Source organism: Ruegeria sp. N8, assembly GCF_056531325.1.
The window spans coordinates 577,595-603,223 of the sequence record NZ_JBQFLQ010000001.1; the positions used below are offsets into that span (position 1 = coordinate 577,595).

The 25,629-nt window shown below is 60.1% G+C and carries 22 protein-coding genes and 1 pseudogene; 10 read left to right on the forward strand and 13 right to left on the reverse strand.

What is annotated here, in order from left to right:
* Nucleotides 1–53: 53 nt before the first annotated feature.
* From ACR0C5_RS02920 to ACR0C5_RS02935, 4 genes are all read right to left on the reverse strand, one after another.
* Nucleotides 54–620 carry a sarcosine oxidase subunit gamma gene (locus ACR0C5_RS02920; RefSeq protein ID WP_480548459.1) on the reverse strand — a complete coding sequence of 189 codons (567 nt, stop codon included), beginning with the start codon at nucleotides 618–620 and terminating at the stop codon, nucleotides 54–56.
* Entirely contained in the window at nucleotides 613–3,642 is a 3,030-nt protein-coding gene (locus ACR0C5_RS02925) for a sarcosine oxidase subunit alpha family protein (RefSeq protein ID WP_480874420.1), read from the reverse strand. Before ACR0C5_RS02925 ends, ACR0C5_RS02920 begins: the two co-directional genes overlap by 8 nt.
* Before the next feature lie 43 nt (nucleotides 3,643–3,685).
* Entirely contained in the window at nucleotides 3,686–4,015 is a 330-nt protein-coding gene (locus ACR0C5_RS02930) for a sarcosine oxidase subunit delta (protein ID WP_170770384.1), read from the reverse strand.
* Between the two features lie 87 nt (nucleotides 4,016–4,102).
* Nucleotides 4,103–5,347, reverse strand: coding sequence for a sarcosine oxidase subunit beta family protein (locus tag ACR0C5_RS02935; RefSeq protein ID WP_170770382.1), 1,245 nt, complete (start codon nucleotides 5,345–5,347; stop codon nucleotides 4,103–4,105).
* 196 nt (nucleotides 5,348–5,543) lie between these two features.
* Between ACR0C5_RS02935 and ccmI the strand changes: the two genes are divergently transcribed.
* From ccmI to ACR0C5_RS02950, 3 genes are read left to right on the forward strand one after another with little or no spacing between them, the layout of a single operon-like run.
* A complete protein-coding gene (gene ccmI, locus ACR0C5_RS02940) occupies nucleotides 5,544–6,764 on the forward strand; it encodes a c-type cytochrome biogenesis protein CcmI (protein ID WP_480874424.1) in 1,221 nt (406 codons plus the stop codon).
* Complete coding sequence (gene ruvX / locus ACR0C5_RS02945) at nucleotides 6,761–7,225, forward strand: Holliday junction resolvase RuvX (RefSeq protein ID WP_170788873.1); 465 nt, start codon at nucleotides 6,761–6,763, stop codon at nucleotides 7,223–7,225. The genes ccmI and ruvX overlap by 4 nt, the downstream gene beginning before the upstream one ends.
* Nucleotides 7,226–7,240: 15 nt before the next feature.
* A complete protein-coding gene (locus ACR0C5_RS02950) occupies nucleotides 7,241–7,474 on the forward strand; it encodes a DUF1289 domain-containing protein (protein WP_170770376.1) in 234 nt (77 codons plus the stop codon).
* Between the two features lie 249 nt (nucleotides 7,475–7,723).
* Here the strand turns inward: ACR0C5_RS02950 and ACR0C5_RS02955 are convergent, their stop codons facing one another.
* The 6 genes from ACR0C5_RS02955 to ACR0C5_RS02980 all read right to left on the reverse strand — a co-directional run bounded on the left by ACR0C5_RS02955 (nucleotide 7,724) and on the right by ACR0C5_RS02980 (nucleotide 14,140).
* Nucleotides 7,724–8,452, reverse strand: a complete 729-nt coding sequence (locus ACR0C5_RS02955; protein WP_480874429.1) for a SpoIIAA family protein — start codon at nucleotides 8,450–8,452, stop codon at nucleotides 7,724–7,726.
* A gap of 36 nt (nucleotides 8,453–8,488) precedes the next feature.
* Nucleotides 8,489–9,268, reverse strand: a complete 780-nt coding sequence (locus tag ACR0C5_RS02960) for a phytanoyl-CoA dioxygenase family protein (protein ID WP_170770372.1) — start codon at nucleotides 9,266–9,268, stop codon at nucleotides 8,489–8,491.
* Complete coding sequence (locus ACR0C5_RS02965) at nucleotides 9,268–10,092, reverse strand: sulfite exporter TauE/SafE family protein (protein ID WP_170770369.1); 825 nt, start codon at nucleotides 10,090–10,092, stop codon at nucleotides 9,268–9,270. Before ACR0C5_RS02965 ends, ACR0C5_RS02960 begins: the two co-directional genes overlap by 1 nt.
* 39 nt (nucleotides 10,093–10,131) lie before the next feature.
* Nucleotides 10,132–11,127 (reverse strand): tRNA dihydrouridine(20/20a) synthase DusA, encoded by a 996-nt coding sequence (dusA, locus tag ACR0C5_RS02970; protein WP_331252085.1) that lies wholly within the window; start codon nucleotides 11,125–11,127, stop codon nucleotides 10,132–10,134.
* Between the two features lie 164 nt (nucleotides 11,128–11,291).
* Nucleotides 11,292–13,349: an adenylate/guanylate cyclase domain-containing protein gene (locus ACR0C5_RS02975; protein WP_170770367.1), complete on the reverse strand. Its 2,058-nt coding sequence runs from the start codon at nucleotides 13,347–13,349 to the stop codon at nucleotides 11,292–11,294.
* 188 nt (nucleotides 13,350–13,537) lie between these two features.
* On the reverse strand, nucleotides 13,538–14,140 hold the full coding sequence (locus tag ACR0C5_RS02980; RefSeq protein ID WP_170788878.1) for a TetR/AcrR family transcriptional regulator: 603 nt from the start codon (nucleotides 14,138–14,140) through the stop codon (nucleotides 13,538–13,540).
* 142 nt (nucleotides 14,141–14,282) lie between these two features.
* Here ACR0C5_RS02980 and ACR0C5_RS02985 point away from each other — a divergent pair, with 142 nt between their 5' ends.
* The 6 genes from ACR0C5_RS02985 to ACR0C5_RS03010 all read left to right on the forward strand — a co-directional run bounded on the left by ACR0C5_RS02985 (nucleotide 14,283) and on the right by ACR0C5_RS03010 (nucleotide 21,777).
* Entirely contained in the window at nucleotides 14,283–14,747 is a 465-nt protein-coding gene (locus ACR0C5_RS02985; protein WP_170788879.1) for a (2Fe-2S)-binding protein, read from the forward strand.
* 3 nt (nucleotides 14,748–14,750) lie between these two features.
* Nucleotides 14,751–16,937 carry a xanthine dehydrogenase family protein molybdopterin-binding subunit gene (locus ACR0C5_RS02990; RefSeq protein WP_480874434.1) on the forward strand — a complete coding sequence of 729 codons (2,187 nt, stop codon included), beginning with the start codon at nucleotides 14,751–14,753 and terminating at the stop codon, nucleotides 16,935–16,937.
* Between the two features lie 111 nt (nucleotides 16,938–17,048).
* Nucleotides 17,049–18,368, forward strand: a complete 1,320-nt coding sequence (locus tag ACR0C5_RS02995; RefSeq protein ID WP_480874738.1) for a glutamine synthetase family protein — start codon at nucleotides 17,049–17,051, stop codon at nucleotides 18,366–18,368.
* 59 nt (nucleotides 18,369–18,427) lie between these two features.
* Nucleotides 18,428–19,108 (forward strand): type 1 glutamine amidotransferase, encoded by a 681-nt coding sequence (locus ACR0C5_RS03000; protein ID WP_480857522.1) that lies wholly within the window; start codon nucleotides 18,428–18,430, stop codon nucleotides 19,106–19,108.
* Complete coding sequence (locus ACR0C5_RS03005) at nucleotides 19,108–20,466, forward strand: glutamine synthetase family protein (RefSeq protein WP_170770355.1); 1,359 nt, start codon at nucleotides 19,108–19,110, stop codon at nucleotides 20,464–20,466. The genes ACR0C5_RS03000 and ACR0C5_RS03005 overlap by 1 nt, the downstream gene beginning before the upstream one ends.
* Before the next feature lie 6 nt (nucleotides 20,467–20,472).
* Nucleotides 20,473–21,777, forward strand: a complete 1,305-nt coding sequence (locus ACR0C5_RS03010) for an NAD(P)/FAD-dependent oxidoreductase (protein WP_480874438.1) — start codon at nucleotides 20,473–20,475, stop codon at nucleotides 21,775–21,777.
* A 45-nt stretch (nucleotides 21,778–21,822) separates the two neighbouring features.
* Here ACR0C5_RS03010 and ACR0C5_RS03015 read toward each other — a convergent pair.
* A pseudogene (locus tag ACR0C5_RS03015) lies at nucleotides 21,823–22,749 on the reverse strand (formylglycine-generating enzyme family protein); the annotation flags it as partial.
* Between the two features lie 214 nt (nucleotides 22,750–22,963).
* Here ACR0C5_RS03015 and ACR0C5_RS03020 point away from each other — a divergent pair.
* Complete coding sequence (locus tag ACR0C5_RS03020; protein ID WP_480874440.1) at nucleotides 22,964–24,178, forward strand: DegT/DnrJ/EryC1/StrS family aminotransferase; 1,215 nt, start codon at nucleotides 22,964–22,966, stop codon at nucleotides 24,176–24,178.
* 3 nt (nucleotides 24,179–24,181) lie between these two features.
* Here the strand turns inward: ACR0C5_RS03020 and ACR0C5_RS03025 are convergent, their stop codons facing one another.
* Complete coding sequence (locus tag ACR0C5_RS03025) at nucleotides 24,182–24,937, reverse strand: trypsin-like serine peptidase (RefSeq protein ID WP_480874443.1); 756 nt, start codon at nucleotides 24,935–24,937, stop codon at nucleotides 24,182–24,184.
* A gap of 7 nt (nucleotides 24,938–24,944) precedes the next feature.
* Nucleotides 24,945–25,499, reverse strand: a complete 555-nt coding sequence (gene phaR, locus ACR0C5_RS03030) for a polyhydroxyalkanoate synthesis repressor PhaR (RefSeq protein WP_170770347.1) — start codon at nucleotides 25,497–25,499, stop codon at nucleotides 24,945–24,947.
* Nucleotides 25,500–25,629: the final 130 nt, after the last annotated feature.

A 25,629-nucleotide genomic window follows, 5' to 3' on the forward strand; every position in this document is an offset into this window, starting at 1 on the left:
GGCCACCAGTACAAGACATGGTGGCCCTACTTCAAAACGATAAAGGTTCAGATTCAGTAGATCCCGACCTCGCTGCCCGGTTGTGCGGCCACTTTAAGCAAGTTGAACGCGTAATCCGCAGCCGAACGGAAACAGACGACGCGGAAGGTCTCGGCGTCGTCCATCCAGAACGCCCCGGCGATCTGTGCAAGGCGCGAGCGGCGGATTTGACCGGGTTGGAAGGCCTCGGCCGACAGCTCAACCGGGGCGATCTTGCCCAGAACCTCGCGGGCACTGGTGCCCGAGACACGGAACACAGCCCGCGCGTCCGACACGTTTACAGCCAACGAATGGGTGCCGCTTAGTGTCTTGGTCATGGCCGCCAGCTTGGCGTCGACTTCGGCATAGGGCACCAGCACTAGCAATTCGTCCGAGGACATCCAGCACACGCCGGACTCACCTTCCACGAAAGCTTCGCGCTGACCGGGCATTTTTTGCCCGGTTGCGTCTTTGACGGCCTTCGCCAGCGCCTTATCGGACAGATCGCCGCGCAGCGTGATCATGCCTTGCAGGCCGCATTCTTCGACTTTGGCGATGCCCTCAAAGCTGGCGTGGTTCAGTGCGCTGATGGGTTCAGACATTCTGCTTCTCCCCGTCCTTGTCGAAGAAGATCGGGTCCACGATCTTCGCTTTGTAGATTTTTCCGTCGGTGCCCGGGAACTCGACAATCTCGCCCATCCGGTCAGGGCCGTGCTTGATCAGGCCCATGGCGATGCCTTTGCCCAGATTGGCCGAGTAATAGGTCGAGGTCACGCGCCCGATCATGTTGCGCTGACCGTTGGCATTGACGCCTTCGCCCACCGCATAGGCACCATCGGGAAGGACAGAACCATCCACAGTCTCAAGCCCGACCAGTTTCCAGCGGTCCGGATCGGCCATGTGGCTGCGTGTATGAGCGCGCTTGCCCAGATAGTCCTCTTTCTTTTTCGACAGCGCCCAGTGTAGCCCCAGATCTTGCGGGATCACGGTGCCGTCTGTCTCGTCTCCGATCATGATAAAGCCCTTTTCGGCCCGCAGGATGTGCAGACATTCGGTGCCGTAGGGCATCACGCCGAACTCTTTGCCTGCGTCCATCAAAGCGTCCCAGAAGGCCTGACCCTGAGATGCGGGAACCGCGATCTCGTAGGACAGCTCGCCCGAGAACGAGATGCGATAGGCACGTGCGTCGAACTCACCAATCTTGCCGTCGCGCCATTCCATGAATGGCAGCGCCTCTTTCGACAGATCCATGCCGCCGCCCGCCTGTGCGTTCAGCTTGTCCAGCACCTTACGAGCGTTGGGGCCGACAACGGCGACCTGCGCGTATTGCTCGGTCACGTTGGCGACGTAGACTTTCCAGTCCCACCATTCGGTCTGCAGCCACTCTTCCATGTGACCATGGATACGCTCGGCACCGCCGGTGGTGGTGTGGCACAGCCATGTGTCCTCATCGATGCGGGCCACAACGCCGTCGTCGATCAGGAAGCCGTTTTCCGAACACATCAGGCCATAGCGGCATTTGCCGACCTTCAGAGTGGACATCATGTTGGTGTAGAGCATGTCCAGAAACTTGCCCGCATCGGGGCCCTTGACGATCAGCTTACCCAACGTCGACGCATCCAGCAGGCCGAGGTTTTCGCGGGTGTTCTTCACCTCGCGATTGACAGCGTCGTGCACAGATTCACCGGGACGGACATAGGCATAGGTCCGGCGCCAATGGCCGACCGGCTCCCAATCAGCGCCGTTCTTGTCGTGCCAATCATGCATCGGAGTCTGGCGGATCGGCTGGAACACCTCACCGCGCGCTTCGCCGCCGATCGACGCCAGCGAGATGGGCGTATAGGGTGGGCGGAAGGTTGTGGTACCAACCTTCGGGATTTCGGAATCCAGCGCATCAGCAAGGATCGCCAAGCCGTTGATGTTGCTCAACTTACCCTGATCAGTTGCCATGCCCAGCGTTGTGTAACGCTTGGTGTGCTCAACGCTTTCGTAACCCTCGCGCGCGGCCAATTGTACGTCGGATACTTTGACGTCGTTCTGGAAATCCAGCCAAGACTTCATCCGCAAACCGATCTCGGCATTGGCGGGCATCAACCAAACCGCCGCCATCGGAGCCTCAGCCGTGGTCTCACCGACCGGAGCCTTGGTGCGTTTCGCTGTGAAACCAGCCGCCTTGGCCGCTGCTTTTCCCGCTGCATCCGCGTCGGTCAGAACATCGCCCAGCGCCAGCGGACCATTCGACGAGCCCGCGGCCAGCACGAACCCTTCACCATCAGCGCCCAGAGGAGGCCGCGACGGGTCAGGCCGGAAATGCGCCTGCGCCTCATCCCAGATCAGTTTGCCGCCGCAATGCGACCACATATGCACGACCGGAGACCAGCCGCCCGACATGGCGACCGCGTCGCACTCGACCTCTTCGCGTGCACCGCCGATGCCTTCCTGATTGCACAGTTCGACCTTTTTGACGCGTTTGCCGCCCTTGACCTTGGCAATGGCTTTGCCCGGATCGACCTGAATGCCAAGCTGGCGCGCCTCATCGGCCAGCGGTCCGGCTGTCGTGCGCGCATCCACGATACGCAGAACCTCGACACCGGCCTGTTTCAGGATGATCGCAGTGCGATAGGCGTCATCATTGTTGGTCGCAACGATTACGCGGTCGCCGGGGGTCACGCCCCAGTTCACCACATAGTCGCGCATGGCCGAGGCCAGCATCACGCCCGGCACATCGTTGCCCGCAAAGGACAGCGGACGCTCGATCGCGCCGGTGGCAGTTACAACCTGTTTGGCGCGGATGCGCCACAGCCGGTGACGTGGGCCCTGAGTGCCCGGCTTGTGGTCGGTCAAACGCTCATATCCCAGCACGTAACCGTGGTCATAAACCCCGGCCCCCATGCAACGATTGCGCATCGTGACGTTGTCCATTGCTTCGAGTTCGGAAACCAATTGTTCCACGAACTTATCCACAGGCTCATTATTGATCGTACCACCGTCAACCGGAGCCCGGCCACCCCAATGGGCAGTCTGCTCGATCAGCATGACTTTGGCACCGGACGCGGCTGCCACTTTCGCAGCCTGAAGACCCGCTACACCGCCGCCGATTACCAGAACATCGGTGAAGTGGTAGAAGTGCTCGTACGTGTCCGCATCGCGGTTGTCCTTGTCAGGCGCTTTGCCAAGACCCGCGGACTGACGGATGAACGGCTCGTAGACGTGTTTCCAGAACGGCTTGGGATGAATGAACATCTTGTAGTAGAAGCCCGCCGGCAAGAAGCGCGACAGGTGGGTGTTGATCGACCCGATGTCAAACTCGAGGTTCGGCCAGTGGTTCTGCGAGATCGACGTCAAGCCATTGAACAGCTCGGTCGTGGTTGCGCGCTGGTTCGGCTCGAACCGGTTGCCCTGCCCCAGACCGACCAGAGCGTTCGGCTCTTCCGCGCCGCTGGCGACAACGCCGCGCGGACGGTGATATTTGAACGATCGGCCCATCATCATTTGATCATTGGCCAGCAGGGCCGAGGCCAGCGTGTCGCCCTCATAGCCCTGCATTGAGGTGCCGTTGAAACTGAATGTAACCTGTTTCGACCGGTCGATCAGCCGGCCTTGATTTGCGAGACGGGTGCTCATGTTGCGGACCTTTCGCAGGCGGAATTACGGGTGGCTGGGCGGATCATTCGAACTCTCTCCAGGTCCAGCCGGGGCGCTTGGCGGTGATCGCCTCGCGGATTTCTTGCGGTGGCTCGGTGGTCTGAGCGGAATAGGTACCGAAGACTTCGAGCGTGTCGGTCGCACGCGCCGCGTGGAACCACTTTCCGCAACCATTGGCGTGGCGCCAGCGTTCGAAGTGAACGCCTTTGGGGTTTTCACGCATGAACAGGTAGTCGTGGAACTCATCATCCGACGAGCCGGGGCCATAGCGCTTGAGATGCGCCTCGCCGCCAGCGGCCAGTTCGGTTTCTTCGGCATCGACGCCGCAATATGGGCAATTCAGGATCAGCATCTGGTCATCCTTTCGGCAGCAGGTACACGGCAGTGTCCTGCGAAATCAGCGTGTCGGGCGCGTAAGATTTTTCGACGAAAAATCTCATCAGTGCGCCACCCCGGCGGCGACGCTTTCGTCGATGAAGCGGCCCTCTTTAAAACGGTCCATCGTGAAGGCTTCGGTCAGCGGCGAATGACCCGTGGCCATCAGCTGCGCCATACCCCAGCCCGAGCCCGGAATGGCCTTGAAGCCGCCCGTGCCCCAACCAGCGTTGATAAAGCATCCACCCAGAGGCGTTTTCGACAGGATGGGTGAGCGGTCGCCGGTCATGTCCACAATACCGCCCCACTGGCGCAACATCTTGAGGCGCGAGATCATCGGGAAGGTCTCGACCAGCGCCCGCACGGTTTCCTCGATATGATGGAACGAACCGCGCTGGGTGAAGTTGTTGTAAGCGTCAGTGCCGCCACCGATGACCATCTCACCCTTGTCGGATTGCGACATGTAGCCGTGCACAGTGTTGGCCATCACAACCACGTCCATGCAGGGTTTGATCGGCTCGGACACCAGCGCCTGCAGCGCCACGGCCTCAAGCGGCAAACGGAAGCCCGCCATCTCGGCCAACTGACCGGAATGGCCCGCGACCACAATGCCCAGCTTGTCACAGTCGATCGCGCCTTTGGTGGTGTCGACGCCCACAACGCGGCCATTTTCCTGACGCACGCCGGTGACTTCGCATTGCTGGATGATGTCCATTCCCATGGCCGAACAGGCACGGGCGTAACCCCAGGCCACCGCATCGTGACGCGCGGTACCACCGCGTTCCTGCCAAAGACCGCCCAAAACCGGATAACGCGGCCCGTCCAGATTGATGATCGGCACCAGCTCTTTGACGCGCTCGGGCGTGATCCACTCGGTCTTCACGCCTTGCAACGCGTTGGCATGGGCCGTGCGTTGATAACCGCGGATCTCATGCTGTGTCTGCGCCAACATGATTACGCCGCGCGGGCTGAACATGATATTGTAGTTCAGATCCTGGCTCAGATCCTCGTAGAGGCTGCGTGCCTTTTCGTACAACGCCGCCGACGGATCCTGCAAATAGTTCGACCGGATGATAGTCGTGTTCCGGCCCGTATTGCCGCCACCCAGCCAGCCTTTTTCGATCACGGCGACATTCTGAATGCCGTAATTCTTACCTAAGTAATACGCCGTAGCCAAACCATGACCACCGGCACCGACGATGATCACGTCGTATTTCTTCTTAGGCTCGGGCGAACGCCAAGCGCGTTCCCACCCGGTGTGATAGCGCAGCGCTTCACGCGCCACAGCAAAGGCTGAATAGTGTTTCATAAGCGAATCCATCCGGTTCGGTGATTGTGCGAAGGTATGCCGCGTAACGACATTATACCCCTGCCGTTCAACGCCGTAATATCGCACTATTGCGACATAGCGCCCAATATTGCGTGTTGTAATCGTCTCGCGGCCATTTGTCCCTTTTTTCTACGCGCCTGCGGGTCTAAGTCAGGGCAGCTATACTGGAGCTGTCATGACTTTCTGGGCCCTCTTGATCCTCACCGCGCTGCTGATTGCCGCGTTCCTTGGCTACGCGATGTTCAGGGGGCGTAAAAACCGTGAACCCGCCGCAGCCTACGACCTGCGTGTGTATCGCGAGCAACTGGCAGGTGTTGATCGCGATCTGGCGCGGGGCGTCGTCAGCGAAGCGGACGCAGAACGTGTGCGAACCGAAATCTCGCGCCGCATTCTGGCCGCTGACGCGCAGATGCAGGCGCAAACGGATCAGGATGGACCGCCGCTCTGGGCCAATGTCGTGGCAATCTCGGTCGTTGCTGCCGTTTTAGTAGGCGGCGGATTCTGGATGTATCGTCAGATGGGCGCGGCCGGACTACCGGATCAGCCACTGGAGCTGCGCAAGGAGATGGCCGAAGCCTTACGGGCCGACCGCCCCAGCCAGGCTCAGGTCGAGGCCGACCTACCCGCCGCTCCGCAGCCGCAACTGGACGAAAGCTACGCTGCCCTACTGGAGCAATTGCGTGAGACAGTCTCGGCACGCCCCGACGACCTGCAAGGCCATATCCTGCTGGCGCAACATGAGGCAAACGCAGGGAATTTCCGGGCTGCCTACGCCGCGCAGCAGCGGGTGATCGAACTTTCCGGTGACGCCGCTCCGGCGGATGCCTATTCGCATCTGGCCGAGATGATGATCCTGTCGGCAAATGGCTATGTCTCGCTCGAGGCGGAAGAGGCGTTGAAGCAGGCATTGCAGCGTGATCCGCGTCATGGCCCTGCAAACTACTATCTGGGGCAAATGATGGTTCAGGTCGGACGTCCTGACATCGGCTATCGCATCTGGATCGACGCCCTGCGCGTCGCCCCACCCGGCGCGCCTTGGGTCGAGGCCATCTACGCCCAGCTTGACGATCTGGCTTTCCGGGCAGGCGTGTTTAACCCGCCAAATATCCCGGCACCGTCCGGCCCTAGCCGTGAAGACATCGACGCCGCCGCGGCTTTGACGCCAGAGGAACGGCAAGAAATGATCCAAGGCATGGTCAACCAGCTGTCAGATCGTCTGGCCACCGAAGGCGGTCCGGTCGAGGATTGGGCGCAGCTTATTGCCGCTTTGGGGGTTCTGGGTGAAGGCCAGCGCGCGATTGATATCATGAAAGAAGCCGTGGACATCTTTGCAGGCGATACCGAGGCGCTGGAGCTGCTTGACGCAGCCGCGTTTCAGGCCGGAATTGCGCAATGATCCACGACGCGTTTGAAGATTTCGCATCAGCCCTAGCGCCTATGACGGCGCTGATGGGACTGGATCTGGGGGAAAAAACCATCGGGGTCGCGGTCTCGGACCGGATGCGCGGCGTGGCCAGCCCTCTGGAGACTGTTCGACGCAAGAAATTCACGCTCGATTCCGCACGCCTGCTAGAGCTGATTGCAGAACGTGAAATTGGCGGAGTTATTCTGGGCCTGCCGAAAAACATGGACGGATCCGAAGGCCCCCGGTGCCAGTCTACCCGCGCTTTTGCCCGCAATATGATGCGTCTGACCGATGTCCCCATCGGGTTCTGGGACGAACGCCTCAGCACTGTTGCGGCAGAAAAAGCACTGCTTGAGGCGGATACGACACGAAAACGTCGCGGACAGGTTATTGATCACGTCGCCGCCGGTTATATCTTGCAAGGAGCGCTGGACAGGCTGCGCTTTCTGTAAGGACGGATGACGCCTATGACAAACATGGTCTGGAAACGGAATGAGGTCGAAAGCCCTTGTGTCCAGATTTGCGTCGTGCACCCGACAGAGCGGATCTGCACCGGCTGCTATCGCACCATCGACGAGATCTCGCGCTGGTCCAAGATGGACAGTTCCGAACGTGCCGAGATCATGGAGTCCCTGCCCGACCGCAAGCCGCAGCTTGCAAAACGGCGGGGCGGACGGTCGGCGCGTCTGAACAAATCTTGACCCTACCTCCCCGGTTCCCGACCCCTGTGCCGCGCCTGCGCCGTTGCAGGTTGGTCTGAACTCCGAGGGGGTCAAGTTCGAAGACATTTTGTGAGTGAGTGGCAACCCACAACGGCGCGTTTCGGCATTTTTGTTGCCCCGCGTGGTCGACGGGGCAAACATTGGGACACTAGATTTTTTCTGACTGGTCAATCAAGAACAACATGTCGCCAAATGGGCTGACTTGGCGTCAATCCGCCGATCCTGACACTAGCCAGCGGCAAGCCAGGTCTTTGCGTTATCTATCTCTTCTGCCGGGAAAAACTGGGTACGCGCACCCAGCACATGGCTTGCGACGCGTTGCGCCAGATGTTGCCACGCCTTGTCGCCCACGATAGCCGCGCGATCCAGCCGTCCGATATGGCCTCTTGCAAGTCGGAAATGCGCAGCTAAAGCCGTAAGGCCCCGCCAGCCGTCAAAAGCGCTGAGGTCGATCAGCAGACGAAACCCGGTTTTGTCGCGCAGCAGATCGTCCAGATGCGCCCCGGCCTTTTGGTATTCGTCGGGGTCCAGCTTGCCCAACAGGCTGATCTGAACACAGGGTCCGCCCAAATCGGTCACATGGATCGAGCCCAGGGATTCGCGCAGCCACCGCCGCGCCTCTTCGATATCGGCCAGTTCGAAAACCTGCATTGGACAGGGCATGATCGGCGCGGCCAGACGAGTGCTGGTCTGCACCCACCCCTGATCAGCCACCACGGCGATCCGATCAAAGCCGCGCCAATGGCTGAGACCCAGCTTGGTATCCGACCATGCCGCCCCCAGGTCATAGCCCTTGAACTCGGGCTGAACGACGGCCATCATGCGCACGGTCTCATGCTCTGCCAGCGCCGCTTCGATCGCTGGAACAAGCGTTTCGCTGTAATCGGTGCTGGTGACTTCGCCGGACAGCTCGACTTCGATCTGAGCTCCGTCCGAACTTGTGTGAACCGTAATCATACCCCTAAACCTCCAAACCAAAACAATGGCGGCAGGTTACGGAGATTCGATCCACTCGGCCACACCCCCTGCGCATTCGGGGCGGAAATAGGCAATCATCCGACCGTCCGGCCCGGCATTTGCACCATCCGGCCACGGCGCGACCCCGTGCAGGCAGTGGCGATGCAGCAAATACGCCTCGCCAGGTTTGGCAGGCAGTTCGATACGCGGGCAGGTGTTGAACACCTCGCGTCGGGCGGTTTGGTAGATGTCGGTGATATCCACCTCGTGCAGCCTGTCGCGAGGGTGATCCTTCAGCGCTTCTGCAAAAGCGGTGCGCAGGATTTTGTGGCTGCCCTCCCACAGAACCATGGGTGAGGCATCAGCACTGGCATCGGTCAGCGGTATTCCCAATATCCACGCGTGCGGCTCATCCACGCGGCGGCGGCGGTCCGGTCCCGTCGGGCGCAGACCATCCACATGCGCCGCATCCCGATTGCGTCGATACCGCGCTGCGGCCTCATTCTCGCCCCGGCGCGGTTTGGGATAGCCGGGATAGATTATCGAGACCTGACCTTTGTGCAGCGGCAGCGTTCCGTACTGTTCGACAATAAATCTCATGGCCTGCCCGGACAGGATATCCGACTGCCCGACCCGTCCCTGCGCATCATTGTCCAGCGCATCGACGCCGATGAACCAAGTGCCCTCGCAATCCACCCATTGGGCATGGGCCGGATCCGCCACCGAGGCGCGCGCCTGTGGTAAAGCGTGCCGCACCCAGTCAGCCAAAACCGGATCATACGGAAACTTCACCCAGCCCCTCTCGTGGAAATCCATCAAAGCCCCACCGCCTTGCGCAGCATGTTCAGCGCGACCAATGTCAGAAAGACCGCAAAGACCCTTTTGAGTGGTTTCGGGTCCATCGCATGGGCCAGTTTTACGCCCCAAGGCGCCGTAATCATGGTCATTGCGACCACGATAGCGAAAGCAACCAGATTGACCGCGCCGATGGTCAGCGGCGGGCGGTGTTCGGGCGCGATGCCCAGAAACAGAAAGCCGATGACCGACGGCACGGCGATGATTACACCAAACCCGGCAGCCGTCGCGACGGCACGGTGAATTGGCGTGTTGAACAGGCTCATAAGCGGCACGCCGAAACTGCCCCCTCCGATGCCCATCAGGACCGACAGGAACCCAACGCCCGGAGACAGGACCGCACGCCGCACGCCCTTGGGCATCGCGTCACCTAGCCGCCATTCCGACTTGCCCAACCCCAAATAGGCCCCTATCACCATCCCAAGTACGCCGAACAGCGCCTGCAATGCCTCGGTTCGCAGGGCCGACGCCACCATCACGCCGAGGATTGCGCCCAGCGCGATGCCCGGCCCCCAGCCTTGCAGGATCGACCAATCCACCGCACCTTTCTTGTTATGGGCCAGAACCGAGCGGATTGACGTGACAATGATTGTGGCCAGCGAAGTTGCAAGACACAGCTGCATCAGTTGCGGACCGCCATAACCAAGCGTTTGAAACGCATAGAAAAAGGCCGGAACCAGAACGATCCCACCGCCAACGCCCAGCAATCCGGCCAACACGCCCGCGAACGCTCCGATCACAAGCAAAAGTGCCAGCATCTGAACCAGCAACATCGTCTCTGGCATCTTTCCCCCATCCCGACCCAAAGGCCGCGTTTTGAATTCTCACGCGTCAGTCAAAGGCGCAACGCGGTCGAGCGCCTGCAACATGACCTCAGGCCCTGCCCCGTCCTGCACGGCCCCTTCGGACAAGGCCCGTCGCCAGGCACGCGCGCCGGGACGTCCCGCGAACAGGCCCAGCATGTGGCGGGTGATCTGATGCAAACGCCCCCCCGCGGCAAGGTGTTGCTCGACATAAGGCACAATTTTTTGAACCGCATCGACCGGATCGGCGGCCCGCCCGGTCCCGTAGATCAGCGGGTCCGCCTCTGCCAGAATATCGGCGGGCTGGTGATAGGCAGCTCGGCCGATCATGACACCATCCAGCCCTTGATCCAGATGCTCTTGCGCCTGTTTCAGCGAGATGATGCCGCCATTGATCGACACATGCATATCGCTGAACTGCGTCTTCATCCGGTGCACCAAATCATAATCGAGCGGCGGGATATCGCGGTTTTCCTTGGGGCTGAGCCCCTGCAGCCACGCCTTGCGCGCATGAATGGTGACGCGTTCGCACCCTGCCGCTCGGATGGCCTGAAGAAAGGCGGGCAGAACCTGCTCCGGGTCTTGATCATCAACGCCGATCCGGCATTTGACCGTGACCTCGACATCGACCGCCTCGCGCATAGCGGCCACGCATTCGGCCACGCGGGCCGGGTCTTTCATCAGCACCGCGCCGAATGTGCCCGATTGCACGCGGTCCGACGGGCAGCCGCAGTTCAGATTGATCTCATCGTACCCGACCTCGCCCCCCAGACGCGCGGCTTTCGCCAGTTCGGCGGGGTCCGACCCACCCAGTTGAAGCGCTACGGGATGTTCCTGTGGGCTATAGTCCAACAGATGCAGCGCCCCGCCGCGTACCAAAGCGGGGGCCGTGACCATCTCGGTGTAAAGCAGGGTCTCGGCGCTCAGCAGACGGTGCAGATACCGGCAATGGCGGTCTGTCCAATCCATCATGGGGGCCACGCTCAGGCGCGCTGCATTTCGTATTTCGTTCGTCACCAGGTTCGCCTTACACGCTCAAGAAAGGCACCTTTACAAAACATTTGGTGCCGAATTGCCGATTCGAGTGCGGCACCCTTTATCACATACGCTCGAAACGAACAGCAGCAGGCGACGAAACGCGGCCGCATTCGATCAAGGCCGGTCAACAGGCGAAAAGCGCGTCAGTACTTTTCCGTATGGGTCACAGCGCGCCACCCCTTGGGCAAAGGGGCGCTCAGCAACTCATGCGCTCGGGTTTTCATGACAACCGACGCGGGGTCGCCGCCACGCAGTTGATCTGCCGCCTCAAACGCTGCAATCGCCTGCTCGAACCGTTTGGAGCGGTAATGTGCCAGCCCCTGTTCGTAGGCCACAATCCAGTCGTCAGAGGCGTCGCGCCCATCGCGCATGCCGATCAGTTCATAGACCACCAGCTCCTGATCCCGCCCAAAGAGGGTCAGTGTGTCCAGTTCTCGCACGACAATCGCATCGCCCGCCTCGTGCCGCGTTTCGGGGCCGATCAGGATCAAAGTGCCAAAAGACCGGTTCGCCCCTTCCAATCGGCTGGCCACATTCACCACATCACCGATGGCCGTATAGTTGAGCCGCTGCTCTGAGCCGATATTGCCCACCAGAGCTTCACCGCTGTTCAAACCGATGCGCACACGCAGGGGGTGCCCAGCGTCGTCCACGATACCGGCCTCATCGACAGCGGCGATCAGGTCCAACGCGGCGCGGCAAGCATTTTCGGCGTGATCGGCATCGGTACGCGGAGCGCCCCAGAACGCCATTACCGCATCCCCCATGAACTTGTCGATGGTGCCGTCATGGCGAGTAATCGCGGTAGATGCCGCGCTGAAAAACGGCTCCATCAATTGTACGATGCGCGGACCCAGCTTTTCGGACAGCCCAGTGAAGCCGGTCACATCGCAAAACAGGACTGAGATCCGTTTGATGTCCCCACCCGGTTGCGATTTGATGCCCTCGGCAACCAGCATGCGCACCAGATCGGTCGGGACATATTTGCGAAAAGCCGACAAACCGGCCGCCATGCTCGCAGTTGCAGCAGACAGATTGGCCAGTTCGGACAGCTTTGAGGGCCTGCGCGAGATCTCTTCGACGTCAAACCGTTCGATTTTGTTTAGGTCTTCGGCGATGCGCGCCAGCGGTTTGGCCACAATGCTGCGTGCCAGCCAGATCGTCGACCCGATGGCCAAAGTCACCACGACGATAAGAATATACAGCAGGTTGATCAGCGTCTTGTCGATGCCTGACAAGAACGCAGATTCCGGGATCACCGTGGCCACCCGCCAGCCATAAAACCCCAGCGGGGTCAGTGCGACCGCGTAGGGAACCCCGTCGATCACCACCCTCTGGTTCTGGCTGCCCGCCGCTTTGGCCTTGGAGCCGCCTAAAAGCTGTTCGCCCGAGATCATGGCAACTTCGTAAAGTTCGCCTTCGCCCATCCGCGCAGGCGTCACCTCATCCGCTTCTTGATCAGGAACCGCAATGACCTTGCCATCCGCATCCAGAATAAAGGCCGCCCCGAATTCACCGGGGTTCAAAGTGGCCAGAAAGCGCGAAAGCCGGTCCGTTTCGATCGCGACGGCCAAGACACCTTCGCGTCTGCGGTTCACATCGACAGGTCCAGCAAACGCGTAAACGGTTTTGTTGCTGCCCGGCAAATCACGTGCTTCGATCCACCCCTGAGAGTTCAGCCCCATGAAATTCCCAAACCACGCGTGGTCACGGGGGTCATAAGTGGTCTCCGAAAAGGTGCGCGCCTCAAACTGAATGTCGCCGGGGATGAAAATATACTGGTCCTTGCGCAACATGCGGTCGTGGATTTGGTCGTCAATTTCGACCATCTCAAGCCCACCATCACCCAGACGATGCGAGGCAAAGAAATTGCCGTCCGGCCAGCCAAAGAAAATCCACGAGATGTTGGGCTGTGCCTGCAATTGCGACAGAAACACGAATTCGCGCTTATCGGCCTGACGGGTCTCAATAACGTTTTGCACAAAGATCGTACGCACCGCCGCCCAGGCGGCCTCGGCCGAGCCCAGCGTCGCGCCCACCTCAGTACGCACGGTATTGGCGATCTGCGTGTTGATTTCTGCAGCCAGCATGCGGCTGTTATCGCGCGCCGTCGTCCACCACAAGGAATGGACCACAAACGTCGAGACGCCGATCGAGAAGGCAACCAGGATTGAGACAGCGATGCCGACGCTAAGTCGCATGAACGCTCCGAAAAAGTAACGTTTGACACAGTATTCCGTTCAGAACGGAAAAGAAGCAAAGCTTACTTTGATTTTGCGCGAAAATCTCACGCAAGTGTTAAAGATGCGTCATCACGCGTCATCGGCAAACCTGCAAGCAGAGGTAGAAACACCCGCGCAGGATTGCCACGCCGCAACCGCGCTGTGGATCACTGGCCATAGCGGCTCAGGATCATCTCAACGCTGCTGTTGATCGTGTCGGTCATTTCGGCCTCGCTCAGGACACTGCCGGTGAACACCATCGGCCAGAACGCCCGCGCCTTGATCAATCCGATGAACTCCTGACCTGCGGCGTCGGGGTCGTCGATTTGCAACTGGCCGTCCTCTGCCGCGTCCCGCAACATCCGAATGAACACCGAGGTCTTGTCCAGTTTGCCCTGCGCTGCCGCCGCAAGTTCGGGGCTGCGCAAAACTTCGCTGATCACCATACGCGACATTGCCATCACCTCGGGCAGCATCAGAATACGCCCTTCGGCCCAAGCCAGTTCAGTCAGTTGCTCGCGGATATCGCGGCCCTTTTCATAGCGGATATCCAGCACACCGGCGAACCGGTTCGACAGCTCCACCACGATGGACCGGAACAAATTTTCCTTGCTTTCGAAATACTTGTACAATGTGCGCTTGGACACTTCGGCGCGAGCAGACACACGGTCCATACTGGCCGCCGCGAACCCCTTTTCCTGGAACTCGGCGACGGCAGCTTCGATGATCTGAGCGTGTTTGGCCGCATTCGGCGCGCTTATGTCGTTCATATCTGCAAGCTATAAGCCCATTGACACAGCAAGGTCAAACACTAGGTAAACGCATGGGTTTACAGAGATTGGAACGTCACCTATGGTAAACCCGCAAGTTTACCGATTCAGGTAGCCAGCCCAACATGGAGTATCTCCCCTCATGTCACTGACCTTGAAACTGAACGGCCAGACCCACACGGTCGACGCCGAACCCGGCACGCCCCTTCTGTGGGTGATCCGGGATGAATTGAAGCTGACCGGAACCAAATTCGGCTGCGGCGTCGCGTCCTGCGGTGCGTGCACCGTGCATCTGAATGGCGAGCCCGTGCGCTCGTGCCAGACCTACATCGAAGACGTCGAAGATGCTGAGGTCACGACGATTGAGGCCGTGGGCGACGACAAAATCGGCGCCGCAGTCCAGCAGGCCTGGGTCGAGCTGGACGTGGTCCAGTGCGGCTATTGCCAGTCGGGTCAGGTGATGTCGGCTGTCGGGCTTTTGTCCGAAAACCCCAAACCCTCGGCCGAGGAAATCGACGAGTACATGTATGGCAACGCCTGTCGCTGTGCCACCTATCAACGCATCCGCGCCGGCGTCCAGCGCGCATCCGAGATTCTGGAGGCCTGATCTATGACCATCAACACCTCTCGCCGTGCATTTCTGAAAGGTGCCGCTGCTGCCGGTGCCGTGCTGCTGGTCGGTGCCCGCCCCGATGGCGTATTGGCGGCGGCTTCGTCCGAGTCCGCGCAGTTAAATCCCTTCGTGAAAATTGACGCGGATGGCACCGTGACCGCCATCGTAAAGCATTTTGAAAAGGGTCAGGGCCCGGCCACCGGCCTGCCGACGCTGATCGCCGAGGAAATCGGCCTGACCATGGATCAGATCGAATATGAATTCGCGCCGTCGGACCCGAATGTCTATAACAACCTTCTGTTCGGTCCCTTCCAGGGCACGGGCGGATCTACCGCGATGGCGAATTCCTGGCTGCAATATCGTCAGGCAGGCGCTGCCGCACGCGAGATGCTGATCAACGCCGCCGCCCAAAGCTGGGGCGTGGATGCGTCGGGCATTACCATCGAAGAAGGCATTGTCAAGGCCGGTGACAAGTCCGCTCCGATTGCGGAGTTCGTGGCAGCCGCTGCTCAGCTAGAAGCGCCGGCCGAGCCACGCCTGAAAGACCCGTCAGAATTCCGCCTGATCGGCAACGCAGCCGTGCGTCGCAAGGACTCGGCCATCAAAGGCAACGGTCAGGCGATGTATGCGATGGATGTGCATCTGCCGAACCAGATGGTCGCGATGATCAAGCGCCCGGAATCCAAGGGCGGTGTCGCGCTTGGCTTCGACGACAGCGCATCGAAAGAGGTCAAAGGCTATATCAGCGCCGCTGTTCTGCCCAATCAGGCGGGTGTTGCGGTCTATGCCGAAAACACTTGGGCCGCGATCCAGGCGCGCGACGCGCTTGAGGTCGACTGGGACATGTCGGGGGCCGAGACCCGCGACTCGGATCAAATCAGGTCCGAGATCATGGCCGCGCTGGATGCTGAACCCACCTACAACGTGAACAAGGCGGATGTTGGAGCGGTTTCGGCAGCCATCGACGGCGCGGATAAGGTGGTCGAAAAGACCTTCTACTTCCCACTGCTGGCCCACGCACCGATGGAGCCGTTGAACTGCACCATCGAACAAACTGCTGAGGGTGACATCGTCCTGCATGACGGCGCACAGATGCCGACGGGCCCTCATATGGCCTATCAGCAGATATTCCAGCTGCCACCCGAGAAGATCCACATCAAGACCATGCTGGCTGGTGGTTCCTTTGGCCGTCGCGCCACGCCCGATGCGGACTATCAGGTCGAAGCCGCGCTGGCCTTTGTGGTCACCGATCGCTCGCGCCCAGTGAAACTGGTCTGGACGCGGGAGGATGACATTCGCAGCGGTTACTATCGCCCCGCCTTTGGCCATAAAGTCCGTGTGGGTCTGGATACGGACGGTAATATCGTTGGCTGGCAACATCAGATCGCCGGGCAATCGGTGATAAAAGGCACCGCGTTCGAGGCCGTTCTGGTGCATGACGGCGTCGATCACAGCTCTGTCGAAGGTGTGGCTGACAGCCCATATGCCATCCCTGGAATGGCCGTTGGCCTGACCGACACACCCAAGGCGACAACGGTTTTGTGGTGGCGCTCGGTGGGTCATACCCATACAGCCTATGCGATGGAAACCATGATGGACCTAGTGGCCGAAGCCGCAGGTCGTGACCCGGTTGAATTCCGTCTGGCCCACCTCTCCGACAGCACAAACCCCGATCAACAACGTAAGGCCGCCGTTCTGAAACTGGCGGTCGAAAAGGCGGGTTGGGGCAACGTACCCGCGGGGCGCTCTCAGGGGATAGCGGTGCATAAATCCTTTGGGTCTTATGCGGCTGAAGTCGTTGAAATCTCGGGCGATCCGGAAAACGGCATCAAGATCGAAAAGGTCACCTGTGCCGTGGATTGCGGCATCGCGGTGAACCCCGACGTGGTCAAAGCGCAGATGGAAGGCGGCATAGGCTATGGCATCGGCCATGTGATGCGCGACCAGATCACGCTGACAAGCGGGGCGGTCGATCAGTCCAACTTCCCGGATTACGAGCCGCTGCGCATCAGTGATATCGCCGCCATCGACGTGCATATCGTGCCGTCCGCCGAGGCGCCGACTGGCGTGGGCGAACCCGGAACGCCCCCGTCCGCACCGGCGCTGGCAAATGCGATCCACGCGATGTCAGGCGTTCTGGTGGCCGAGCATCCGATGGCTGAAAACGGTGTCAGCTTCGCCTGACCCCCTGCCCCGCGCCGCCTGAACCCGGCGCGGGCTTAATTTGATCAAATTTCGTGACAAGGCGCGCCGTGTCGACTAAACCTCGGGAGAACCACAATGATGGAGCCCCCGATGGACCTGAGCGCCTTGCACAGTTTTCGCGTTGCAGCCTGTGACCTGAACGGTCAGTTGCGGGGCAAACGCGTGCCGCCCTCGTATTCCGACAAGCTGGACAAAGGCTCCGTGCGGATGCCGTTCTCGGCACTGAATGTGGATCTGTGGGGCGCAGATATTGACGGCAGTCCGCTGGTGTTTGAATCCGGTGATGCCGATGGTGTGCTGCTACCCAACGATCGCGGTGCGGTCCCTTTGCCTTGGCTTGAGGTGGACACCGCACTGGTGCCGATGTGTCTGTACGACGACCACGGCACCCCCTTCGCCGGAGACCCCCGCCACGCGCTGAGCGCTGTACTGGACCGTTATTCCCAGCGCGGCTGGTCGGTAATCGCGGCGACCGAGCTGGAATTCACTCTGCTCGATTCCTCGGGCGCGCAGCCACAACCGCCGATGAACCCCATTACCGGGCGCAGGCTGGTGGATGAGGCTGTTCTGTCCATGGCCGAGATGGACGCGTTCGATGCCTTTTTCACCGAGCTTTACGATGGCTGCGCCGCGATGGGCATCCCCGCCCAGACCGCCATTTCCGAAAGCGGCATCGGCCAGTTCGAAATTAACCTGAACCATCAGGATGCGATGCGTTGCGCCGACGATACATTGCTTTTCAAGGTATTGACGCGCGGACTTGCCCGCAAGCACGGGTTTACCGCAACGTTCATGTCCAAACCCTATGCTGATGATGCGGGCAACGGGATGCATGTGCATTTCTCGGTCGTGGATCAGGCCGGTCGGAACGTCTTTGACAATGGCGGCCCCGAGGGGACGGACACGCTGCGCCACGCAGTTGCAGGGTGTCTGGCGGCGATGCCCGGTAGCACGCTGATCTTTGCGCCGCACGGCAATTCCTACACCCGGCTCGTGCCCGGTGCCCACGCGCCCACCGGTGCAAGTTGGGCTTACGAGAACCGCACCGCTGCCCTGCGCATTCCCGGCGGTGCCCCTGCCGCCCGCCGGATTGAACATCGCGTGGCCGGTGGCGACATCAACCCCTACCTGATGCTGGCCGCCGTTCTGGGTGCCGCGATGAACGGGATCGAGGACGCAGCTCAGCCGCCCGCCCCGATCACCGGCAACGCCTATGAAATCGGTGGCCTGCCCCAACTGGCGGGCGATTGGGAGGCCGCGATCACTACCTTCGAATCCGACCCCAAAGTGGCGCGCATCTTCCCTGCTGATTTGATCCGCTTTCTGGCGATGACCAAACGGCAGGAAGTCCGACGCTTCGCCGAGCGTCCCCCCGAAGAGCACTGGCTAAGCTACGTCGAGGCCGTCTGACCCCCCTTGCCCGGCCCCTTTGGGTTCGTTAGAATGAATTTGATCAAATTTGGTGACTCATGAAAATCGGCATCCTTGTAACCGGCCACCCCCCGGACGAACTGTACGGTGAGTTCGGCACCTATGACGGCATGTTCCGTGCCTTGCTTGGGGGGAACGGGTTCACGTTCGAAACCTACAACGTCGTTGATGGAGAGTTTCCCGCCAGCACGGATGCGGCTGAGGGCTGGGTCATCACCGGCTCGCGCCATGGAGCGTATGAGGATCACGCGTGGATACCCCCGCTGGAAAATCTGATCCGCGCGATCCGCGACAAAGGCCAGCCGCTGATTGGCGTCTGCTTTGGCCACCAGATCATCGCACAGGCGCTGGGCGGAAAGGTTGAAAAGTTCACCGGAGGCTGGGCCGTTGGGCGCACCGACTATGACCTTGATGGCCAGACAGTTACCCTGAATGCGTGGCATCAGGATCAGGTCGTCGCCCTACCCGACGGCGCGCGCGTCACCGGTACCAACGATTTCTGTCGCAACGCCATGGTGGCTTATGGCGACACGATCTGGACCGTACAGGCCCACCCCGAATATGGTGACCGTTTTATCCAGGGCCTGATTGAGACACGCGGCAAGGGCCTTGTGCCTGACGAATTGATGCAAGCGGCCACAAACCGCCTGCCTGCCAATGACGACAACCCCAAGATCGGGCAATTCATGGCGGAGTTTTTGAAGAAAGAGAGGGCCTGATGGCCGACTGGACAGACCAACTGCCACAGGCAGCCCGCAGCTATTTCGACGGCCACCGACTGGATGAGGTCGAATGCATCATCTCGGACCTGCCCGGCATCGCGCGCGGCAAGGCAGTGCCCGCCTCGAAATTCGCCAAGCAATCCTACTTCCACCTGCCAGACAGCATCTTTTACCAGACCATCACCGGTGATTGGGGTGAGGCCGCGGGTGAGGATGGGTTTATCGAACGGGACATGATCCTGAAGCCTGATTTCACGACCGCATCCGCTGCACCGTGGACGGGCGACTGGACGTTGCAAGTGATCCATGACGCTTATGACCGTGACGACAACCCGATCCCGTTCAGCCCGCGCAATGTGCTGAAACGCGTGGTGCAACTGTATCACGACAAAGGCTGGAAACCCGTCGTCGCGCCCGAGATGGAGTTCTTTCTGGTCGCCCCCAATGTGGACCCAGCGCAGGAAATCAAGCCGATGATGGGCCGCTCGGGCCGTCCGGCGGCGGCGCGGCAGGCGTACTCGATGACAGCCGTGGACGAGTTCGGACCAGTGATCGACGACATCTATGATTTCGCCGAACACCAAGGGTTCGAGATTGACGGCATCACCCAAGAAGGCGGAGCGGGCCAGCTGGAGATCAACCTGCGCCACGGCAATCCCGTGAAGCTGGCCGATGAGGTGTTCTATTTCAAACGCCTGATCCGCGAGGCGGCGTTGCGCCACAACTGTTTTGCTACTTTCATGGCGAAACCGATCGTGGATGAGCCGGGTTCGGCCATGCATATCCATCATTCGATCATCGACATGGAGACCGGGCAGAACATTTTCTCGGGCCCGCAAGGGGGTGAAACGGACGCATTCTATCACTTCATCGCCGGGTTGCAGAACCACCTGCCATCAGGTCTGGCTGTGATGGCGCCCTATGTGAACTCGTATCGCCGCTATGTGAAAGATCACGCCGCGCCGATCAATCTGGAATGGGCGCGCGACAACCGCACCACCGGCATCCGCGTACCGCTGTCGGGGCCCGAGGCGCGCCGGGTCGAAAACCGCATCGCCGGGATGGACTGCAACCCCTATCTGGGCATCGCGCTGTCACTGGCCTGTGGCTATCTGGGCTTGGTCCAACAGGAACGCCCACGCCGTCAGTTTTATGGCGACGCTTACGAAGGCGAAGGCGATATCCCTCAGGTCATGGGCAACGCGCTGGACCTGTTTGATGAGGCGACCGCCCTGCACGAGGTGCTCGGCCCCGAGTTTGCCCGCGTCTATGGCATCGTCAAACGCGCCGAGTATGAAGAGTTCCTGCAGGTCATCTCTCCGTGGGAGCGTGAGCATCTGCTGATGAATGTCTGATCCGCGATGAACCTGCTTTATTCCAACGACCGTAAGGCTGAATACCCGGCCAGCTGGTACGCGGCTACGGCCAATTCGATTGACCGCTTTCCTGTTCTTGCGGGCGACGAAAAAGCCGACGTCTGTGTGGTCGGCGGCGGCTATACCGGCCTGTCCGCCGCGCTGCATCTGGCCGAGGCCGGGTTCAGCGTGGTGCTGCTTGAGGCGCATCGCGTGGGCTTTGGCGCATCAGGCCGCAATGGCGGGCAATTGGGCAGCGCGCAGCGGATGGATCAGGAAGACCTTGAGCGGTTGGTTGGCGATGACGACGCCGCCAAGCTGTGGGACCTGGCAGAGGACGCGAAGGCGCTGGTCAAATCGCTGATTGCCAAGTACCAGATTGACTGCGATCTGAAACCGGGCGTCGCCGTTCTGGGCCTGTCCGCTGGAGAACAGCAGGAATTGCACGACCACGCGGCGCATTTGTCCGACCGCTATGGCTATGACCAGATGGAACTGCTGGACGAAGGCGCGGGCCACGGTCTGTGCCCCTCGCCCGCCTATCGCGGAGGCTATCTGGACATGGGTGCCGCGCATCTACATCCGCTTAACTACGCTTTGGGTCTGGCGCAGGTAGCGGCCAAGGCAGGCGTGCGGATTTATGAGGGCACCGAGGTGACGGGGGTCGAGGAAACCGCACCCGCCATAGTCCACACCGCGCAAGGCAAGGTCACGGCCGATCACGTCGTTCTGGCCTGTAACGGATATCTGGGAGGCCTGAACAGCAAGGTCGCCGCGCGGGTCATGCCGATCAACAATTTCATTGCTGCCACGGAACCGCTAGGCACCGATGCCGCCCGTGTTTTGACCCGAGACGTGGCGGTGGCCGATACGAAATTCGTGGTGAACTACTTCCGCCTCAGCGCCGATAACCGGCTGCTGTTTGGTGGCGGCGAAAGCTATGGCTATCGCTTCCCGGCGGACATCGCCGCCAAAGTCCGCAAACCGATGACAGAGATTTTCCCGCATCTGCGCGACGTCAAGATCGACTATGCCTGGGGCGGCACACTGGCGATCACCATGCGGCGGATGCCGTATCTGACGCGGGTTGCGCCCAATATCCTGTCCGCCTCGGGCTATTCCGGCCATGGGGTTGGCACGGCAACCCATGCGGGACAGTTGATGGCGCTGGCCATCCAAGGCCAAGCCGAAGGGTTCGACACCATGGCCCGCGTCCCCGCCCTGCCCTTCCCCGGAGGCCCCGCCCTGCGCAACCCCCTGCTGGTGCTGGCGATGACGTGGTTTGCGTTGCGGGATCGGTTGGGAGTTTGATTGAAAAGTAGCCAAACGCGGCGGCGTAAACTGTCTCAACACACGAAAACCGCTAGATTGCGATCTGGCGTCCGCTCGAATTGGACCACGCGTGGCAACGCGCGAGAAATCTATTGCCGTCCAGTACGTTCCACCACGGCCAACTCTCTTGTCACAATTCGTCGAAGCAGACATTTCGAGGTACAAGCTGGACGAGTTCCAAGTTTTGTGCCTGTCACTCCAACAAGACATTGTTCTCTCGGCTACATTCCCTGACATATGCCGGAATCCCCACGCATTTGCGGCGTCGAGCTCATCTACTCGAACCGGATGGCCTCGCCGCGCCAGATCAGGGCGCTTCACACCCAGCATCTCTTCGGTCGGCTTGCCGTGGAAGTTGACCTGATCGGTGGTGACTTCCTCACCCTGAGCAAAGGGCGTCTGCGTCCCAGCGCGGGCCGCGTATTCCCACTCTGCCTCGGTTGGCAGGCGATAAACTTCGGCCCCCACTTTCTGGTTGAGCCATTTTGTATGTGCAAGCCCGTCCAGATATGACACATCGACGACCGGGTAATTACCACGAATGTCTATGCACGGCCCATCAATGCGCGGTGTGCAAGCACGCGGGATATGCCCCCCGCAACCTCCGTCATTGACGCATGCCATCCACTGGTCATGCGTCACCGCGTTGCGCCCCATTGCGATGGGCATGTCGATCATTACCGGGTGAACCGGCCCTTCGTGATGGGCAATGTAGGGCTCTTCCGGTGTCGCAAGGCGAAATCCCTTTTTGTCCCAATGGAAGTTGCGCTTGGATTCTCCCGGTGGCGCACCCATCAGGAACTCTCCCAACGGCAACACGATCATCTCGGGGCAGACGGCGCATTCCTGAAACATCTCAAGCGGCGCGACTTCGGTTCCGTCGGACAGGACGTATTGCGCATGAACTGGCAGAGCGAGAATGGACAGTGAAAAAGCAAGCCTAGCAAGCATGGTGGCAAAAATCCGGACCGTGAAATGCAATCTTTAGATTGTCCCATTGCCACCCGGATTCCCCTATGGATGCAAGACGCAATCCGGCGGTCGGGATGCAATTGCCCTCAAATACAACAGTTCGGTGAAATTTCGCTGCATGGTCACGTAGGGGCTTGGATTGAAGCTTTTTTAGCTTTATCTTTTCCAAAGATAGAATTTGGGAAAATCAAATATGACGCTTCCTCCTAACGTTCATGACGCCGAACCCATCCCTGCCGCTGCGCGCGAGGCCATCGACGCCTTGATGCAATCGGGCGACCTGTTTCGCTATACCGCACCACAGGATGCGCCGGTTGCGCTACTGGAAAGTGAGTTCGCGGCCCTCTTGGGGTCGAAATACGCGCTGGCGGTATCGTCCTGCTCGGCGGCCTTGTTCCTGTCGCTCAAGGCGTTGGGCCTGCCGCGGGATGCGCGGGTGTTGATCCCCGGATTTACCTTTGCGGCCGTGCCGTCCTCGGTCGTCCATGCGGATTGCATTCCGGTTTTGTGCGAAGTGGGCGAGAATTATCGCATCGACATGGCCGATTTCGAGGCCAAGTTGGACAGTGTTCAGGCCGTCATCATCAGCCATATGCGCGGCCATACATCTGACATGGACGCAATCATGGCGTTGTGTGATGCGCGCGATATTCCCGTGATCGAGGACGCGGCCCATTCGCTGGGCACCACCTGGCATGGGCGTAATATCGGCACGATTGGCAAGGTCGGCTGTTTCTCATTCCAGTCCTACAAAATGATCAACGCGGGTGAAGGTGGTATCCTGATCACGGACGACGCCGACCTGGTGGCCCGCGCCGTGATCATGTCGGGCGCGTATGAGCATAACTGGAAAAAACACAAAGGCCCGCATGGCGACAACTCGCCCGAATTGGAGCAAGCCTTTTCTCGCTGGCAGAACCAATTGCCGCTGTATAATTTGCGGATGAGCAACCTCAGCGCCGCCGTGATCCGGCCGCAGATCCCTGAGCTGGCGCGCCGCGTCAAAGACGGGCTCGCCAATCACGACTACGTGGCCGACCGATTGAACACCTCGCCTTATATCAACGTCCCTGCCCCGCTTGCGCCGGAACAACGTGCACCGGATTCGATCCAGTTCAACCTGGTGAACCTGAGCGATGATGATATCCGCGCCTTTGCCGCAGCATCCGAGGCGCGGGGCGTCAAGGTTCAGGTTTTTGGTCTGAGCGAGGACAACGCCCGCGCCTTCTGGAACTGGCAGTTTCTGCCCGAGCAGGTCGATCTTCCCCAAACACGCGAGATGCTGATGAAAGCGTGCGATGTGCGCCTGCCCGTCCGCCTGACACGGGAAGAGCTGGACGTGATTGCTGACATCCTGCTGGCCTCGGTCGGCGAGGTCACCGCCCCCGAGATGGCGTTCGGCACCTGAGCGTCAGCGCGAGGGTACGTAGACAACTCGACTGGACACAAACAGCGCCGCGATCCCTTCGGGGGTTGCGGCGACGCGCGATAAGACACCAGCCACAGCCAGCCCCGATGGCGTGTCAATCAATAAGGGCGCGCCGGAATCCCCCATCATTACAGGGCAACGCGCGGTCATCAGCGCATCAGTCCGCCGAACAACCGGACATGGGTTCGCACGGCTGAGGACATGCGGCCGCACCCCAGCATAACCCGCGACCGATCCGGTCAACATATCCTGCTCTGTCAGAGGAAAAGAACCCAACGTCCGGCCAATCGGGTTCTCCAGTTCAAGCACCGCCCAATCCAGTTCAGGTCCGTCATTGAATGCAGTGCCTTGGCCTTCCGGCAGGACATAGCGCTTGGCGGTCGAGACCGCGGAGGCCTCCCCTCGCTGATACCCAGCAGCAAAGCGGATACTGGATGGCGGGATCCAGCGCTGACGCGCGGCATTGTAAAGGCAATGCGCGGCGGTCAGAACCAGATCATCCGCGACCAAAACGCCGGTGCAATGAAATCGCTGGGCCCTGCTGGCAAAATTGACTCGTCCGATTGCGCGCCATGGCGGTTCAGCCGCATCCAGTATTTCGCGGGCACGGATATCTGCGCAACCATCATCCGCAGCAGACCCAAGCGTGCAGATCGGCGACCACGGCTCAGAAAACTGCCCTTGCGCATAAACGAGCGTTGCCCAACACAGCACAACGCCCGTCAGCACCCAGCGCATGGCAGGTTCAGTTCAGTTTGGATAGTTTCTGCTGAAGCTCGGCAAGCTGCTTTTTGATGTCGTCCAGATCTTCTTTCGGTTCGGATTTGGCCTCATCTTCCTTGTCGGGGCCAGACCACTGGCCAGACAATCCGCCGGTCATCGCCTTCAGAAAAGCCTGTTGCTGCGCCTGCATCGCCTCGAACCCGGGCATCTGGGACATCGGGTTCATGGCGTTCATGTTTTCCATCATCTTGGACTGGCTTTCGCGCAGCATATCGAACGAGCTTTGCAAGAACTGCGGCATCATTCCACCTCCCGGCAGCATGTAACTGCGGACCAGATCGTTCAGCACGTTCACCGGGAGCACGTTTTCGCCCCGGCTTTCATGTTCCGCAATGATTTGCAGCAGATATTGCCGGGTCAGGTCGTCCCCGGTTTTCAGATCAATGATCTGCACTTCACGCCCGTCGCGAATAAATACCGCGATATCTTCCAGCGTGACATAATCACTGGTCTCAGTGTTATACAGCCGACGGCTAGCATAGCGTTTGATCAGCAACGGTTTTTCTTGTTCTGACACCGTTAACCCTCCCCAAGGATGATGCGTTGCAGCAGAGATTATGCGAGTGCAGAACAAAAAGAAAGGGCAGGTCTTTCGACCTGCCCAACGCGATTGCACCAGATGGGAGGAATGGGTGCGCCTCGCGGCC

Bases quoted from the DNA above. Each gene is read 5' to 3' on its own strand.
- ACR0C5_RS02920 (WP_480548459.1), bottom strand. From the start codon at position 620: ATGTCTGAACCCATCAGCGCACTGAACCACGCCAGCTTTGAGGGCATC.
- ACR0C5_RS02925 (WP_480874420.1), bottom strand. From the start codon at position 3,642: ATGAGCACCCGTCTCGCAAATCAAGGCCGGCTGATCGACCGGTCGAAA.
- ACR0C5_RS02930 (WP_170770384.1), bottom strand. From the start codon at position 4,015: ATGCTGATCCTGAATTGCCCATATTGCGGCGTCGATGCCGAAGAAACC.
- ACR0C5_RS02935 (WP_170770382.1), bottom strand. From the start codon at position 5,347: ATGAAACACTATTCAGCCTTTGCTGTGGCGCGTGAAGCGCTGCGCTAT.
- ccmI (WP_480874424.1), top strand. From the start codon at position 5,544: ATGACTTTCTGGGCCCTCTTGATCCTCACCGCGCTGCTGATTGCCGCG.
- ruvX (WP_170788873.1), top strand. From the start codon at position 6,761: ATGATCCACGACGCGTTTGAAGATTTCGCATCAGCCCTAGCGCCTATG.
- ACR0C5_RS02950 (WP_170770376.1), top strand. From the start codon at position 7,241: ATGACAAACATGGTCTGGAAACGGAATGAGGTCGAAAGCCCTTGTGTC.
- ACR0C5_RS02955 (WP_480874429.1), bottom strand. From the start codon at position 8,452: ATGATTACGGTTCACACAAGTTCGGACGGAGCTCAGATCGAAGTCGAG.
- ACR0C5_RS02960 (WP_170770372.1), bottom strand. From the start codon at position 9,268: ATGGATTTCCACGAGAGGGGCTGGGTGAAGTTTCCGTATGATCCGGTT.
- ACR0C5_RS02965 (WP_170770369.1), bottom strand. From the start codon at position 10,092: ATGCCAGAGACGATGTTGCTGGTTCAGATGCTGGCACTTTTGCTTGTG.
- ACR0C5_RS02975 (WP_170770367.1), bottom strand. From the start codon at position 13,349: ATGCGACTTAGCGTCGGCATCGCTGTCTCAATCCTGGTTGCCTTCTCG.
- ACR0C5_RS02980 (WP_170788878.1), bottom strand. From the start codon at position 14,140: ATGAACGACATAAGCGCGCCGAATGCGGCCAAACACGCTCAGATCATC.
- ACR0C5_RS02985 (WP_170788879.1), top strand. From the start codon at position 14,283: ATGTCACTGACCTTGAAACTGAACGGCCAGACCCACACGGTCGACGCC.
- ACR0C5_RS02990 (WP_480874434.1), top strand. From the start codon at position 14,751: ATGACCATCAACACCTCTCGCCGTGCATTTCTGAAAGGTGCCGCTGCT.
- ACR0C5_RS02995 (WP_480874738.1), top strand. From the start codon at position 17,049: ATGGACCTGAGCGCCTTGCACAGTTTTCGCGTTGCAGCCTGTGACCTG.
- ACR0C5_RS03000 (WP_480857522.1), top strand. From the start codon at position 18,428: ATGAAAATCGGCATCCTTGTAACCGGCCACCCCCCGGACGAACTGTAC.
- ACR0C5_RS03005 (WP_170770355.1), top strand. From the start codon at position 19,108: ATGGCCGACTGGACAGACCAACTGCCACAGGCAGCCCGCAGCTATTTC.
- ACR0C5_RS03010 (WP_480874438.1), top strand. From the start codon at position 20,473: ATGAACCTGCTTTATTCCAACGACCGTAAGGCTGAATACCCGGCCAGC.
- ACR0C5_RS03020 (WP_480874440.1), top strand. From the start codon at position 22,964: ATGACGCTTCCTCCTAACGTTCATGACGCCGAACCCATCCCTGCCGCT.
- ACR0C5_RS03025 (WP_480874443.1), bottom strand. From the start codon at position 24,937: ATGCGCTGGGTGCTGACGGGCGTTGTGCTGTGTTGGGCAACGCTCGTT.